Annotated in this window: 11 protein-coding genes and 3 pseudogenes; 2 read left to right on the forward strand and 12 right to left on the reverse strand. The window is 35.5% G+C overall.

Features of this window, described 5'->3' with window-relative positions; genetic code table 11:
* Positions 1-162: 162 nt before the first annotated feature.
* The 4 genes from HXT32_RS02890 to HXT32_RS02905 form a co-directional block, all read right to left on the reverse strand.
* Complete coding sequence (locus HXT32_RS02890) at positions 163-1,500, reverse strand: ATP-binding protein (protein ID WP_422119042.1); 1,338 nt, start codon at positions 1,498-1,500, stop codon at positions 163-165.
* Positions 1,501-1,761: 261 nt separating this feature from the next.
* Complete coding sequence (locus tag HXT32_RS02895) at positions 1,762-1,929, reverse strand: hypothetical protein (protein ID WP_012914158.1); 168 nt, start codon at positions 1,927-1,929, stop codon at positions 1,762-1,764.
* Positions 1,930-2,278: 349 nt separating this feature from the next.
* Entirely contained in the window at positions 2,279-3,580 is a 1,302-nt protein-coding gene (locus tag HXT32_RS02900; RefSeq protein ID WP_415697803.1) for a YcxB family protein, read from the reverse strand.
* A gap of 458 nt (positions 3,581-4,038) precedes the next feature.
* Positions 4,039-4,899 carry a hypothetical protein gene (locus HXT32_RS02905; protein ID WP_012914156.1) on the reverse strand — a complete coding sequence of 287 codons (861 nt, stop codon included), beginning with the start codon at positions 4,897-4,899 and terminating at the stop codon, positions 4,039-4,041.
* 188 nt (positions 4,900-5,087) lie between these two features.
* Here HXT32_RS02905 and HXT32_RS02910 point away from each other — a divergent pair.
* Positions 5,088-5,384: pseudogene (locus HXT32_RS02910) on the forward strand (hypothetical protein); the annotation flags it as partial.
* Between the two features lie 222 nt (positions 5,385-5,606).
* On the opposite strand, the gene HXT32_RS02915 reads toward HXT32_RS02910, so the two are convergent.
* The 5 genes and pseudogenes from HXT32_RS02915 to HXT32_RS02935 all read right to left on the reverse strand — a co-directional run bounded on the left by HXT32_RS02915 (position 5,607) and on the right by HXT32_RS02935 (position 10,293).
* The gene (locus HXT32_RS02915; protein ID WP_422119043.1) at positions 5,607-6,272 is read right to left on the reverse strand and encodes a hypothetical protein; all 666 of its coding nucleotides are present in this window, start codon (positions 6,270-6,272) and stop codon (positions 5,607-5,609) included.
* Between the two features lie 9 nt (positions 6,273-6,281).
* The gene (locus HXT32_RS02920) at positions 6,282-6,842 is read right to left on the reverse strand and encodes a hypothetical protein (RefSeq protein WP_012914150.1); all 561 of its coding nucleotides are present in this window, start codon (positions 6,840-6,842) and stop codon (positions 6,282-6,284) included.
* A gap of 600 nt (positions 6,843-7,442) precedes the next feature.
* On the reverse strand, positions 7,443-8,906 hold the full coding sequence (locus HXT32_RS02925) for an RNA-binding domain-containing protein (protein WP_421782534.1): 1,464 nt from the start codon (positions 8,904-8,906) through the stop codon (positions 7,443-7,445).
* Positions 8,907-8,928: 22 nt separating this feature from the next.
* Complete coding sequence (locus HXT32_RS02930; protein WP_421782532.1) at positions 8,929-9,483, reverse strand: SLATT domain-containing protein; 555 nt, start codon at positions 9,481-9,483, stop codon at positions 8,929-8,931.
* A 1-nt stretch (position 9,484) separates the two neighbouring features.
* Positions 9,485-10,293: pseudogene (locus tag HXT32_RS02935) on the reverse strand (SMODS domain-containing nucleotidyltransferase).
* Between the two features lie 291 nt (positions 10,294-10,584).
* Here HXT32_RS02935 and HXT32_RS02940 point away from each other — a divergent pair.
* A pseudogene (locus HXT32_RS02940) lies at positions 10,585-10,680 on the forward strand (type I restriction endonuclease subunit R); the annotation flags it as partial.
* A 429-nt stretch (positions 10,681-11,109) separates the two neighbouring features.
* Here the strand turns inward: HXT32_RS02940 and HXT32_RS02945 are convergent.
* The 3 genes from HXT32_RS02945 to HXT32_RS02955 all read right to left on the reverse strand — a co-directional run bounded on the left by HXT32_RS02945 (position 11,110) and on the right by HXT32_RS02955 (position 16,435).
* Positions 11,110-13,071 carry a hypothetical protein gene (locus tag HXT32_RS02945; RefSeq protein WP_422119044.1) on the reverse strand — a complete coding sequence of 654 codons (1,962 nt, stop codon included), beginning with the start codon at positions 13,069-13,071 and terminating at the stop codon, positions 11,110-11,112.
* Positions 13,068-13,988, reverse strand: a complete 921-nt coding sequence (locus HXT32_RS02950) for a recombinase family protein (RefSeq protein ID WP_422119045.1) — start codon at positions 13,986-13,988, stop codon at positions 13,068-13,070. The genes HXT32_RS02945 and HXT32_RS02950 overlap by 4 nt, the downstream gene beginning before the upstream one ends.
* Positions 13,989-14,689: 701 nt before the next feature.
* Positions 14,690-16,435, reverse strand: coding sequence for a UvrD-helicase domain-containing protein (locus tag HXT32_RS02955; RefSeq protein WP_421792949.1), 1,746 nt, complete (start codon positions 16,433-16,435; stop codon positions 14,690-14,692).
* Positions 16,436-16,449: the final 14 nt, after the last annotated feature.

Consider the following 16,449-nt stretch of genomic DNA (forward strand, 5'->3'; position numbering starts at 1 on the left):
GGTTTAAGATTGGCTTGATAACTTGATTCTTGAGCATAAAAACAGCCTAGAAGCTCCCCTAGGCTGGTTGCAACGTTTCGTGGGATTTGACACTCTTTTAACTTTTGCACTAGTTTATTTCTATGTCTTCTAATCGTTCCTTTTTTTAATTATCTTTCTTTATCAATCGTTCTCTTTCAGAGCAAGTTCTATAAGCTTATCCGTGTAATCAGCCATAAATAACGGAATATTCAACATATCATCGTCTAGTTTGAGATTATTCAGCGAGAATCGTATACGTAATTTCGTTTGATTAGGGAATAATTCTTTAAACTTTTTCAAACTTCTACTATTAATATTTGCTTCAGATTTAACTTCAATAGGGAAAATATCATTTTCTCGTTGAATAAGAAAATCCACTTCATACGGCGGATTCGTTTGAGACCAGTATCTAGGCATCACTTCAAATTGAGTAAGCAGCGCTTGCAAAACATAATTGTCTGTTAAAGCACCCTTAAACTCAGTAAACAGTCTATTGCCTTCCGCAAACGCAGTCGGAGCAAGTTGAGATAATCGCCTTAACAAACCAACATCTGCCAAATAAATCTTAAAAGCAGATACATCATCATAAGCAGCAATAGGTAAACTCGACGCAGTATTTCTATAAATTTTATACACCAATTGTGCTGACACCAACCATTGCAAAGCATCTTCATATTCTCTTGCTCGCGCACCATTTTTAACAACTTTATACAAGAATTTTTTGTTTTCACGCGCAAGTTGAGACGGAATAGAATTCCAAATCATTGATATTTTAGGAAACTCACTAACACTAGGATGTTTCGCAAAATCTCGTTCATAAGCTGTTATGATCTCAAACAACGTTTCTTGCATTGCGTTTACATCTCGCGCTTTAGCCCACATTAAAACTGACTCAGGCATTCCCCCTGTAACATAATACATTTTTAATTTCTCGCATAGAGGGTTAAAAAATGCGTCTGGAATCTGCTCTATTTTATCGATTTGTTTAATATACTTCGCTAGATTTTCATCTCCATTAGCAAGTAAAAACTCAGTGAAATTCATTGGGTTTATTTGCATAAAATTAACTTTTCCAACTGGGAATGAAGATGGTTTTGCAAGTGTTATTCCAAGCAACGATCCAGCGCAAGCAACATGATATTGCGGAGCGTTTTCACAAAAATATTTCATCGAGTTTATTACTTCTGGGCAATCCTGAACCTCATCAAATATAATCAACGTGTTTTCTGCTTCGATTTTTTGACCACTTGCAAGCATTAGATTTTGTAAAATTCGCTCCACGTTTTTAGTGGTTTCAAAGAATTGCTTATATTCTTTGTTTTCATCGAAGTTAAAATAAGCAATATTTTTGTAGTAAAGCTTACCAAATTCTTTTAGTATCCAAGTTTTACCAACTTGACGCACGCCTTTTAATATCAATGGTTTACGATACGGTGAGTTCTTCCATGCTAAAAGTTTACTCATAATCAGCCTTTTCATGACTACTCACCTTTCACTTGACGCTACGCTATTAAATATTGCAACCGTATTAACGCTTGACTATTTCTACGCGAGTTGCACTGTTGTTCTGTTATATTTTGCGGTATCTTTTATCGTATATCACATTATTATATACGTTTTGGCGCATTTAATCACATTATTATACGTATTTTAGTGTTTTTTATCACATAATTATACGCATTGAGCAATGCTGAGCATAAAAACACGTAAAAACACGCAGCAAAAATTACTTCACACGCACTAAATATCTTGCCCTTTATGACTCGATAACATGTATTTCACATACCGTGCTTTCCAATCATCTTCACGAACGCAAGCAAACGCATTCGTCACAGACTGCAAGCCTAAACTTTTAACATACTTACAAGCAATACTAAAACTATTATCAACGCTAATCTCTTCATTCACTAGCAAACTATACTCTTTCATAAACAGCAAGATTTACAGAAACAGAAGAACCAATATCATCGCGCGCGTTTAACGCCTCCAACAACATTCCCTCATAAACGAAGCAATCACATGCAAATCTTCACACTCATAATACTCAACAAGCAACTTCTTAAACTCAGGAACCTTATTTTCTGGAATAACCAACAAGCCCCTGCCATGAGAAATCAAATAATGTAGAGAACTTTTTTACAATTTTTACACCGTTTTGTTCTCCAAAACATAAGCAACTAGAGTACACAACTATGGATGCTACTATCTGGCAATCTTCCGATAGTCTTATATTCCTACATATAACCACTCTGCCCCACTACCAATATGCCCTACTGCTCTCTGCAATTACTCCAGTGCTATATTCATACGTGTAGGTGCTCTGCATATGAGCATCACTCGGCGACCAGCTTCCATTTGAAGATTTTGAAGCCTTAAACAGAATATAAAGACCACATTTTCCATCCTGAGAGTCCCTGTTATACTGCAGATAAGTAATGTCCGAACGGCTTTCACTCAGAACAAAGTACATATCTCCCTTGGCGGTATAGTTCTCCTTGAACGCAAAGCCTTTCGCCGCAAAATACTTATCAAATATCTTAAGCGCTGCATTTCTTTCCTTCTTTGATTCTAAATCATGCTCAGCGGAATCATGCAAATCGTAATTTTTATCTGGCTCTTCAACCTTTAATCTTGTATCTTTTAATCTTGTATCTTTCCTGTTATTACGATCAATTCTGCTATACCACTCAGATTCACTTATTTTTGGATCAGTATCAGTTGAATCTTTCATTGGTCGAAGATACTTAAGGAAAAACGGGCCTTCAGACTTATAAAGATAATACTCAAAAGGAGCATACATATCGTCCACGTGCTCTGTGTATGTACCATTATCATTTTGTTTCACAGAATATCTGCCAACAATAAACAAAACGTCAAAAAATCCAAGACCTAAGATAATCAATACACAAAGCAGAACATGTAGACAACGAAGTACAATTCTTATACCTATCTTCCGTACACGCGAAATAAGATAGAGATTATAGAAGACACATACAAGAGCAATCGTAATCATCCAAACAACTGGCATTGCCGCGCATATAACATATACCCAAGTCTGCAAAAGCCACTGATTTGGAAGACGTACCGCAGTTATTTCAAAGAATGCAGTTAGAATACCACTTAACACAAAAAAGCAACAAAGAATTAGCGAGATTCTACCCTTCCACCGTTGCTTGCCATAGCTAAGAAAAGATTTATTACGCTCTACATTTGCACTACTAAAACGGCTGTGTAGATTGCGCTGCCAAATAACACCAATAACCCAAATAAGAGAAACTACAACAAGAAGCAGAATTGCAAAACAATAGGTGAACCATCCAAAAAGCTGTAGCTTATTGGATGCCATAAAAACAGTTCCAATAATCATTAAGATGGAAAAGATTTCCGCACTCGGCTGCAAAACCTTATACTTGGATAATTCCTTATTTGCACTGCGAAGGTTTTCACATATTTGCTCATGTGATTCACAATATAGAGGATTTTTCTCATCTGTGGGAGTATGTTCCTGCTTTTCTTTCTCTTTCTCTCTTCCCCCTTGTAGATTATCTTTCTTTCTCAATTATTCTCCTTCAGCGCAAGTTCTATAAGTTTATCTGTATAATCAGCCTTTTCATGATTACTCACCTTTCATCTTGCATTACACTATTAGATATTGCAGCCGTATTAACGCTCGGCTGTTTCTACGCTTAGTTTCACTGCTGTTCTGTTATATTTTGCGTTATCTTTTATCGTGTATCACATGTTTTGGTGCATTTAATCACATAATTATACATATTTTAGTGTTTTTTATCACATAATTCTACACATTGAACAGTGCACAACGCAGTGAGCACATCCATCTGTTTTGCACACAATATTATGCAACCAAGATTTACTTTATTCTTATCAGAAACCTCGGTAATACCATTTTCCAGTTAATCATTCAACTCACCTTAAGTTCGCATCACTCAAGGTCTTATAAAACAATCTACCTTAAGAAAATAAACCTCAAAAAACCGTTTCTATAAACTTTTCTCATCAAATAGATAGATTCTTGTTACGATCTTCAATACAATTGCAAATTAAATCTACAGCTTTATAAAACTCATCAGATGATAATTCATCAATTTTTCTATTAAACGCAAAATGATTTGTCCAAAATTCTTTTGGATACCAAGAATTACTTTGTTGATCAACAAATGCACCTAAGTAATTTAAACGAACAAATTCCTTCCAATTATTGTTAAAATTATCCATCCATTTCTTGAATCTAAATACAGACTCAGCCATATGATCATTTCCATTATATCTGTTAAGCAATTCAAAAAGATATTTGTCATCATATGAATGACACCATTTAAAAATACAATACATGACTATATCCCAATAATCAGAATCGGCATATTCTCCACTCCTCTCTCTATTAAAATACAAAGGAACTGGAATTAAATTGCCCTTCGAATGTGCTAACTTTGAAAAATCCTCCATCCTTTTTGGCAATTTTGAACCCGCAATGATTTTGTCCGCGCATCTAATCTTGCCAACACTACGCATACCTTTAAGTCCTTCAGTTAACACAAAATACTTTCTTATAAAATTACCAAATGAAGTCATTGTATCCCCGTGATACACTATGCCATCTTTTACTATTTCAAATTTGTGTTTACTCTTACCTTCATATTGTTTTTTACACTTACCATTTTTTAAATAAGAATATTTTTCCAAATATTGATCGATAGCCCACTTCGATACATCTACATCTATTATGTTATTCTTTTCTTTATTAGTTTTACAATAAGCTGCCCATAATAAACTCGAAGACTTTTCAAGCTCTTCTTTATTGAATCTATTTTTTATATACAATGAGATAAATTCTTTTTTACCGTCATATAATTCCATAATGATTGCACCTACTTAATAATCTTTGTGAATTGTGAATTGTGAATGTTATATCATATACCTTTAATACTTCCAACATTTTAGCAACCCCTCAATCATTTTCCCATCCACTCGCGCCTTCCACATACCTACTTGTTGCCTTTGTTTCTACATTGAAGTATGTTATCAGCAATAGGAGGTACAAATTCATGGATAAAAATGAAAACATTAATTTACCTACGAAGGTCACCATTACTTTAGATCTTGACAAATTATACAATGAACTAAAAGAAAATGGTTGGAAACCTAATAGTACGGCTAAATACTACAAGCATTACATCCTTAAACATATTGGTAAAGAAGATACTATTCTTGGACCTGATGAAAGCGTGCGATATCTAATTGATCTGCTAGCCACAATTTCATCCCGTCATTTCTTATCAATGATTGAACCAGGCCCTGGCAAAGACGCTCTTATAAAACGTGTTATACACGAATATGAAAAATACCCCCCCCTATTTTTTCAAACACAAAAGTCTAACTTTTTTTGGGGGGGCACATCACATTTACATCTGATAACTATTTCTTAGTTCTAAATAATATTATTTATTCAACTCCTATGGAATTTAAAAAATCAATAAGTGTTTTTCCAAGTTCTTCGTTTTCTTTTACTAGTTTTATGCATTTTTTAGGAATGTAGTAGAATTTATTGGCTTCATCTCTTAAAACTATGAAATTTTTTTCTTCGCCTTCAGTGCAATTGTTTTTTCGCATAAAACTCCGTAGTGAGTTTGATTTTTACTTAAGGTATTTCTTACTAGCATGATTTGTTTAATTTCTGTTTCTTTTATTACTCCCTTCAAAGCATCATGTGGGTGAAAATTACCTGTAGTTATATCTACGTTATAATTGTTAGAATGTATTTTAGCTTTTTTATAATTTTTTTGTTTACTTATGCAATCAAATAAATTATTACCTTCTTCATCAACCAACTCATCATTTTCTTCATAATTTTTCAAATCTATTATATCCGTACTTGTATTTGTATTTAAATCATCTTCTGTAAGTCCAAAAGTATATGGCATTAAAAAAATTTTGTTATATTTACTGTAAATATCCACTTCATTTTCTAGATTTATTGCCCACCAATATAAATTTTTGAATTTACCTCTACCTCTAGTAGGCATGTTAATTTGATTTTGAATTGTTTTAAATTTACTTAAATACTTATTCAATGTTTCTATCTCAGAATATGCTTTTCCAGCATTTTTTATTTCAGTATTTAACTCTTCGTTCGAACTATTGTTACCCATAATAAACTCTCTTTCCTTCTGCGTAAAATCCACATACAAAGCCAGGTGCAAAAGCACTGGCCTTACATTCGTCTCACCCATCATCTAACCCTAGGAAAGGCAATTACGAGTAATTGGCTCGATACCGAGAATCATTTCCAAAAACTTAGCTCCATCAGAACCAAGATGAGCTTTAAGCTCTCCTCGCGCTTTCCAGATAGCCGACACAGTTCTATATATTTGCTTCGCTCGCTTCAGCCAACCAAGTGCCTTAGCAATAGGCACACCATATTGAAATACAAATGAAGCTATCGCTAATGCACATCCGACCCAATTAACCATCGGTGCGTAATGTCCAAACATAGAAACCCTATTCCTACGCATCAGTGACTTAAACGTTAAGCCATGCAATGCTGCATTTAAGCGTGCTTCATAATTTGAAGTTGTACGTGGATTAGCATACTGCAAATCAGCAGGCACTGATTCAAATGCACGGATCAACGCATCCAAGTCTGCATCTGTCATAGTTGTAGTAGAAGATAGGCTACCAGCAGCATATGTGAAGTTACCGCGCTCTGTCAATGTGTTAGCGGAAGACACTTCAGCTGAACACAATACTAGTGAGACACTAACAATCGGTACAGATAACATTTTCATTGCTTTACGCATCATTCTCTCTCCTCAAAAATCAGAAAACCCGAATTGATCCGCATTGTTAAGATGCGCGTCGGGTACTGTTATTTGCGTATGCTACACCAATGAGAGTATTTTATTAAATATTGCAAACTAAAACAAATTTTTCTTTCTAACAAGATTATTTAGTCTTACACTCACCTTTATGAACACAAATAAATGTCAGAACGAAAACGCTACAACAGGCTGCAGGCACAGTAGAAATCATCAAAACGCTATTGCGATTCAGTGAGATTTGCAAAGAAGCGCTACTGATTTTCTGTATGACTCGACTGCTTCATCTTGGTGTCGAGTGTGTAGCCAGATTCGTGCTCATTAGCTGGAATTGGTCAAAGCGCATTTTTGCCCGGAAACACACTGATTTTTGCCCTCATACGTTCTCGGAAACAGGTCAAAGACCATGTTCCTGCCTAATAATATGCAAACGCACAGATTTACCAACCGCCTCAAGACTTCGCTCTGAGGAAATAAGTCCGAAATCCCATCGTCTCGGCATACCTATTTGTGAAACCAAAACTATACATTGAATGTCCGTTTTCCTCTATTCGATATATGGTTTCTGTCTCCAATGGTCGCTTTTTAATCTTCAATGTTTACTTTTTTATATTTCTGGTTCCTGCTGTTTGGCTTATCTGGTATCGTCATTTCTATTTTTCCTGCACTAAGCAAAGGCTTGATATATTTTTCAGAAAAGTTTCTTCTACCGGTCAGACCCATAAATTCTTGCATTTCTTTCCGACTACGAGGAACGATACAAAATTGAAGGAGAGCTTGTATCGTAACTTGCTCCTTTACTTGCTCCCTATCTTGTTCCCTATCTTGTTCCCTTGGATCAAGTTCTTCGGTCGGCCCGACTGTAGCCGTTGCCGCCTCAGAAAGAGGAATCACTGTCGTAAAAACATCTGCCTCTGTAAAGACAGGCTCTCCACCAGAATACATCTTCGTGTATTTATAGCTGTTGCGCATACCGCTTCCCAGTTCGTCAGCAAGACCTATCTCACGAAACACTTTTGCTATCGGCGGATTCTTTGCAAATGGCCTGAATGTTTTCAGATTCAAGTTTCCGTGCCCATGCGCAAGGTTCGCATTCTCTGTTGTAATCTTATCCCGTTCAATGACAAGCTTCGGTACATATCCACTGGAAAAATCACGGTGCATCAACAAATTGGAGATAATCTCACGCAGGATTTTATCTCTGGCGCTTATCCGCTGGACACCATCCAATGTAAAAACATCATTCAGATGCTTCTTTCCAAATTCCATCAAACGATCATAACTTTCAATCAGGTTTGTAATCACCACGTCCCTGTCATCATAACGATCAACATTGAACACTCTGAAAATAGCGTCTGTCTTATGCTGAGGTAACACGGACATGATACGGTTATCCGTACCAAAGAGCAAGACTGCCGCAAGTGTTATACCTTCTTTGTTCGTTTCCGGATCCTCAAGTATAAGCCCACAGCTTCTGAGCATCTCCTCATCCGTCATGTCAACCCACGGATGGTGCTCAGTATTCACTCTCGTCATTCTCCTTGCCCGATTCATAAGATCATGGCGAAGGCTTGAAACCGGGATGGCAGGGTAGACCTTATTCACAAAATAGGTACTTTGCTTACGAGCATAAAGGTTGAAAACCATGTCCGCATTATCTGTAATATCGATGTCCGACTCATTATTGCGATCAAATATTCTGCCCGCATTGCGGTAAACGGTTTTTCCAACCGGGACATAGACATAAAGAACAATACGCCCATCGATCTCATATTCCTCTGTAGTCAAATAGAGTGGCGGATACATTTTTCTCTCATTGTTAATCGTAGTAACAAAATTTTTCTTCATCTGCTCAACGCAGTCTTTATCAACACCGAGAATCGTCCCGTTATCCTTCACACCAAAGAAAATATGACCGCCATCCCGATTAGAAAAAGAACAAACGGTATCATAGACATCCTTCGTAATATCTGTTGTTGATTTTTTGAATTCGACTGTCAGCCCCTCGCCCTGACGAATCAAATTCATCAAATTTTCAGGGAGTATCATATAACTCACCCCTTTCGATTATTCACTTATCAATTCCATTAGGCAAAATGGAATCAACCTCGTTCTCCTTAAAAGTCTGTTCTTCTTCCTTTTGCAAAGCCTTCTGCGCAGCCCTGTAGCTTCTCTCATCAGTTGCAGGATAATTATTATTGACTTCTGAAACTTTATTACAAAGAGCATCTCTCTTTTTTTGTATCTCACTATCGTCAAGCACTTCAAAATCAACTAATAAGGAAACATACTCTTCTCGAATACCCCACAACACATTTGCTGCATTTCGATGCTGGCTTACTTCATTTTGAATCTTATATTCCTTGGCATATAGATTTAGGCACAAAGACAATACAGCAGTAATTCCACCTACCCATGTCGATATGACCTTGTTTGTTATAATGCTGGCAAAAAATCCGCAAGAAGAAAGTGTGGTCAATATAATCTGTGCATTCTTCACATACTTATTTTCTTTCTCAAGTCGATCAGCTAATTTGTGATGCGCAGTATATGTGTATATAACTTTTCCACAAGCATCCTTTATTTGATTTTTTAATCGTGCCCTATAGCTTTTATCACTTTCCATTTTACTCCGATACCATTTTATTTAGGATCTTGCCGAGGACATCCCATCCCTTTGTAGTATCAATCGACATTCCACTTCCGGGAGCATATAGACTTGACGCAGATATTCCGTTGCATGGAATATGATTATAATAATTAAGTAATGCCTGTTCATACGATATTGGTTGGCTTGAGGAATTGCTATCTCCATCCGTAAAATGCCATTCTCCCATCGCAACATATACAAAGGAATCAATTAAAATTCCTGACAGATGATAGCTCGAATAAGAATCATCTCTGATCGTTCTTATGTGCTTACAAGTAGCACACAATAACCCATTAGATGAGCTGTTCTTTCCCTTTATTGCTTTTTGCTCAGACTTAGGATCTGTTGTTCTCCAGTTTCCTCCCATATTCGTATCTGGATATTTGTATGAAACACTACCACCCAAACTTGTCTGCGGAAACGCTGGTAACACTTCAAATTTCATCCCATCAGAAAAGGCAATTTTAACAACCTGACCATCTGCCCTAATATCGCTTCTTGAATAGGAAGTTTCAATCGCGTTCTTCACAGCCTGTAAAAGTCGAGATTGCCCATTCCATTTAGAATATGAGTACCGATTATATTCAGCTTCCGGAATTTCAACAAGTATATCTATGTCGCTTGTATTTTTCCATAAGAACCAACATAGAGACTATGTGTGGTTTCACTCGTTGAATTCCAAAACTCTTGATTTATAGCTTTCGTAACCGTATGATATCTGCTTGCTATGCTTTGACGCGTTACTAAAGGGATAATGTTATCATGTCTTATTACGTTTGAACTCATAATTATTTCTCCATTTCATTTTTGCCTTTTGATTATCAGGAAACTCTATTCGAAAGCCGCCAGAAACCACAACATCTTCTTTTCGTTATATCAGCTGTATCAGCACTTATTATTGTCATAAGCTCCTCTGTCTTCGGCAACCATAATCAATTCCTGATTATTACTCTCTTTCAGTACCTCACTATAGTTAACTACCCGATGCTCCATATCATTGTTGTCCGTCCAGAGGTCACACTGAAGCATTACAGTAGCAACAGCGTCATCCATGCCCTCCGTCGGTTATTTATGTTTCTTAAGGAGCACCACTATCCTCCTGAAGGTATGGAAGATGCTGTTCAAACAGTAATGACTCAGTGTGAGCTGTGGACTGATAGAACAGATCTATAGTTTTGCATAATTATCGTAATTGAACCACTTCGATAATTAGCCTAAACCTTATTTTCCCACTCCACAAGGTGGGTGCAGGGTGGGTGCAAAGTGGGTGCACTTTTTAACGTTATCCATCCTGTGCACTCGACCCTAGAGCGTTGATATGTTTCCTCAAACAGCAAAATCACGCTCAAAAACCGCGAGAACCCAGCTTAAAGCCGCCATACGCTAAACCTTTTAACGATAACCCTCGCTAACCCCTGCTACACAAGGGCAAATTTGCACCCACCTAATCAGCCTTTGACATCAATACAACACTCTCGACGTGAGGTTGTTAGGCGTTTTTGAAATCATGTCTTAATTCCATACTTTTCGCCTATTTATAGGCATGATCATCGGTTGGCTTACACCTGTTATTTTCTATCTCGATTAGGCAATTTGAAGACACTAAATATATACGCATTCTTTATTTAAATTTAATATATCTTTAATACTATTTACTTCAATTTTTATTTGCTTTTTATTAGCTTTCTTTTTAAACTCATAAACACTTAACGACCTATAGTAATAATTACATAATAGCAATCTCACAATAATATAACTATCTAGACTAAAATTTCTTCTAATTCCTTCTTTACCAAGCCTTATGAATTCCTCATATTTCTTTTCATCAAATTTTTCAAATAATGAAGACCACATCCATTTAATAAATTGACAAAATATAAAATGAGAAACATCTGACTTTGAAATTTCTCTACATATTTCATCTATAAATTTTGATTCTTTTAACTCATCAATATCTTTTCTTACTGTAAGTTTATTGAATGCACTTTTCCAAACTTTAAATTCATCAACTGTCATTATTCCTCTACCAGAACGTTTCGAATAAGCAAGTCTAAAAATCAATACTACGATAGCATCTTCTAATTGAATAAAGCCTAGAAGATACTCGAGAATATCATTTGATATCAAGTACCCACTCAATAATATATTCTTAGTAACCTCATTTCTTTTGCTAATAAGATATTCTGGTAAACCCTGTTTTTTCATCTCATCATAAAATAATTGAACAAACTCATTGTCTACATTTTTATTATCAATAGTATGTTTAAATATGGTACTAAATATTGGCGAAAAATATCTATCCTCTTCAATTTGACTATCTATCTTATTTAAGACATCAAACAAATTCATCATTGTATCCATATTATTAATACAATCTAGGAATTTAATATCTTTAAACTTTTTTTCTAAAATTTCACATATTTTTGAAATGCAGAAGTTACTTTTTTTATCTTCTCTAAAATAATTCTCATTCCTTGTGTAAATTTCCCAAAATATATTTTCATATTCTTTATTTCCATGCAACTTTGTCTCTATTTTCAACAATCTCTTTAAATCTTGAATTGCAATATTTATAATCCTTGACGGTAACACATGTAATTTAGTTATCATATTCCATTTTGTGTGATAGTACAATTTAAGTAGTTCCAAAATTTTGCTAAGCATATGAGTATAAATAAAAAATTTTATTTTTTTATCTTTTTTACATTCTGCGTATTTATACACTTTACTTAGTACATCGTCTATCTTATTCCCTTCACATTCAAATGCAATGTTATAAAATTCTATAATTTCAGAATCACTTGCACTAACTGCATCCCCAGTATTAACAATGCAATTAATGACGCTTTCAACATTGCTATAAAAATTATTTTCTAATCCTAATCTGCTTTTAATATTGAAAATATTATTAAACATTTCTTTAAAATACCGCTCTATCTCAATTTTAATTATGCGCCTTTCAAAGTTATTAGTTATATTATATAAATAACTTTGAGAGAAATTTTTTCTTGATAAATTCACTGACTCTATCAAAATTGCGGTGCAATAAAATGAGCTAACTATGAATGTAGCAAGCCATATTGAATCTATATATTTAATATGTGCAACTATTATTTCAACCATCTCATTTAATACTTTAGATTTGTATTTTAACTCAACAAAAATTGTGATAATTGGAATAATAGCAATCGCCCAAAACAGAAGTTTAACTGGAAGTTCATTAAATTTTTTAAGCCAAAAATTTTTATGAAATTTCAATTTTTTTATATTATATCCTAAGTAGAAATTATCTTTATTATCAATATCTATCGTCTGCTTCTCTAAAAAGTTCGATATGAATGTAATTATTGATACCAATCCAGCAGACATAACAAACATATCTTTTCCTTTTATTCCTATAGATAGATTTCCATAAATCAGTAGCGCCAACAATCCTACTAACCATATTGAAATATTTTTTATCGGATGCCTTATAATTTCATAAGCAAAAAATAAAGCTTCCATAAATTTTCTTAAACATACAACAAATAGATACCATAATTTGTCTTTTAAGTTTCCCATCATAATTTAGTACCTCTCTTTGAGCTATATTTTTTCTTCTTTCTAATAATAGTTCCGTCTTCTAAAACCTCTACATTACTCCGAGCCGCCATCTCAAGCTCAACGGCTTCAAACTTCTCTTTAGAAATAATTCCGGAATGATGATCCGAATACAAATATTGCCTGTCAGAACCGCCTGAATCAGCTATAGCCACATCGCCTGTATATTTACGCCTAGTCAAAGTGCTCTCAACAGCCCGTTTACTCCAACTGTCTTTTCCCTTTGGAGACTTAACACCTTTACTTTTTAATCTTTCAATAATTCTACCAACGCTTAAACCTTCCAGATACCAATCAAAGATAGCTCTCACTACCTTCGCTTGCTCTTCATCAATAATAAGCATTCCATGCTTATCTTTTTTATAACCATAACAAGCCCTACTATAAAGACCTGATGTGCCATCTTCTGCTCTATGTTTTAAGCCAAAGCGTATATTTTCACTTCGCCAATCATTTTCAGCCTGACTACAAGCTTGAACCACACTGATTAAAAGTTCATCATCGACAGTTTCCGTATCAATCTTATCGGTCTCAAAAATAATCCTTGTACCACATGATCGAATCTTTCTAATAGCCTCTAATCCTTCTTTCGTATCACGACCAAAACGGCTCACACTTTTAGTAAGAATAATATCAAGATTACCTTTCTCGCATTCTTCAATCATTCGATTAAACTCGTTTCTTGAAGATCCAACCTTAGCTGAAGCAACATCAAGAAAAATATCAGCAACAAACCAAGTCATGTGAGAAGCAGCAAGACGAGTAAGACCAGACACTTGAGTCGAAAGACTATCCAGCTGCTCTTTACGATTCGTACTCACACGAGCATAAATACCCACAGCATAATCCTTAACAACCCGCTTAGGTTTGATGACTATCACATCACTATTTAGCTCATCTATCTTATCCATAGCCATCTCTCCTTATTTTTAGACTAACGAAACTTAGATTTCTTCTCCACGATAATTAGCCTAAACCTTATTTTCCCACTTCACCAGCTGGGTGCAAAGTGGCGAATCGACTTGCATGAGCGATTAAATATAATTCGCGAATGCACTTCGATTCGCTGAGCTTGCTCAAAGTTGAAAGCACAGTGTGCTTTCAACGCAAGCGAAGTACGTTAACATCCTGTGCACTCGACCCTAGAACGTTGATATCTTCCCTCAAACAGCAAAACTGGTCTCAAAAACCGCGAGAAGTAAGCTTAAAGCCGCTTCGCATTAAACCTTTTAACGATAGCCCTCGCTAAGCCTTGCTACACAAGGGCAAACTTGCACCCACCTAATCAGCCCTAGACATCAATACGACACTCTCGACATACGAACTTTTGTCCAAACTCCCACATGTAAATATCAACATAAAATATATCTATGAGGATTATTTTCCTATTTTATTGCAAACCATCTTCTATCACGTTTTGTTCCGATTCTTTCGATGACTTTTTCATTTTGTAAGAAATAAATGTTCGCTCTATGGTTCTTTTTGTTAAACCAATTTAAATTGCTCGCTCATCTGAAGTGGAAGCTGAATCTTCAATAAGTAAAGAAACAACTTTCTTTTCAGATTTGTTCAAACCAACATTTTATTTGGCTTTATTATCTAAATATTCATTAAATGTATAAATATTTTCTAATCCAACTATATCGATTAGAAAATTTCTAAAAGTGGAATTAAGAGGTATTGAAACAAATAAAAATAATCTTTTCTTTGGTCTTGAGCAGCATACATAAAACAAATTTCTATTTCGTTCATATGATGCCTCTTTACCTACTGGTATTGGAACTTTCCCAGTTATCATAGGTGCATAAGTCTCAAATTGATATTGGTTCCATCCCTTACTGATAACGAAGACAACATTATCGTATTCTTCGCCCTTAACACCATGTTCTGTCGAAAACTCTGATTCAGGGTACAGAAATTCAATGGCCGCCTTAAATTGACTGTAATCTAAATCTAAAACATCCTGGATTGTTGCATCCAATCCATAGATTGTATCAGGGGCATCAAAATATAGATGGTAGTATCCATCAACCAATGATGGAATAGGCACTAACTTTGTCTCTACGATAGTGTTGATAACATCAATGGCTCTGCCATTACGAGCTTTCTTTAGCTGCGACTCAAACTCTTTCCATTTCATCTTATCAGCTTTTTTCGTGATAGGATATCGTATGATTCCAAGCGTATCAAACAGAAGTTGCATATTTGATGTGCTGAGTGCTTCATATATCGGTTCAACGGTATTCATGAAGAATAGCAAAAATGGATCTTGTTTATCTCGGAGTCCATCATCAATAATGGCTAATAGACGCTCATATCCTTGCTGTGTGGCAAGAACCTTATGAGTAATCATCAAAATTTTGATATTTTCATCCTTTGACACGTTTTTCTTGATGTGTTCTGAAAGCTGGAACAGTCTGGATTTCAGTTCTTCTGCGGGGAGATCGTCTTTGAATGTCCGTTCTGTTCGACGTTCTCCAGAAAAATCATCGCAAGTCACAACAACTACTTCACCTTCAAAATTATCTATTGCAGATTGTTGTGGTAAATCTGGGCGAATATCATTTAAAACCTTCACAATTCTGGGAGCTGATCTAAAGTTTGAACCCTTTTTAATTTCCTGAAGCTTGCTGTGCTCTATCGCACCGCAAGCGTTGTTGGTTTGGTAAATAGTTTGCCATGCATCTCCGAAAAAGCCAAATTGTGGGCCTATTCCTTCTGCAATAAAAAAGTTTATAAAACGTGTGATAATCGGTTTGTAGGAATCTTGGTATTCATCAATTAAAATCAACGGATAATTGTCAGAGAAAACACGGCGAAATTTTGCATTATCCAGCATAGTACAAAAAAGTTTCAAAACATCATTATGGTGCAAGTAATGAACTCCTTGGGATACATAACGGTGTCCTAAAGTATAACGAATCTCTAACACCTTGCTGAAGTCCGTTTCCGTCGTTGTTAATGACGCATCATTCTCGATAATGCTAATAAGGGTACTTTGATACTGCTTGATTGCATTCCAAGCAAATGAATGGATTGTTGACGGAAGAATAAATGAATCTTGGGATAAGCGCTGCGAAATCACATCAACAGCTGCATTTGTATATGTAATACATATTACATTCTGCTTTTTTCGGCGATAATCATTCCACTTATTTGCTTGAATCCATTCGATTACACGGTTTAGTGAGTAGGTTTTTCCAGAACCAGCGCCTGCCTCCACGCGGAAGCTACGCCCAGCCTTGAGTGCAGAAATTATTTGTTCGTCGACTTTATCTGCTTCCGCCTTAGCTATGTTATAATTTAAATACTCATAATTCTTAGACAATTCTCAATACCTCC

The organism is Gardnerella sp. DNF00747 (assembly GCF_049262675.1).
In the GTDB taxonomy this organism is placed as follows: Bacteria; Actinomycetota; Actinomycetes; order Actinomycetales; family Bifidobacteriaceae; genus Bifidobacterium; species Bifidobacterium swidsinskii.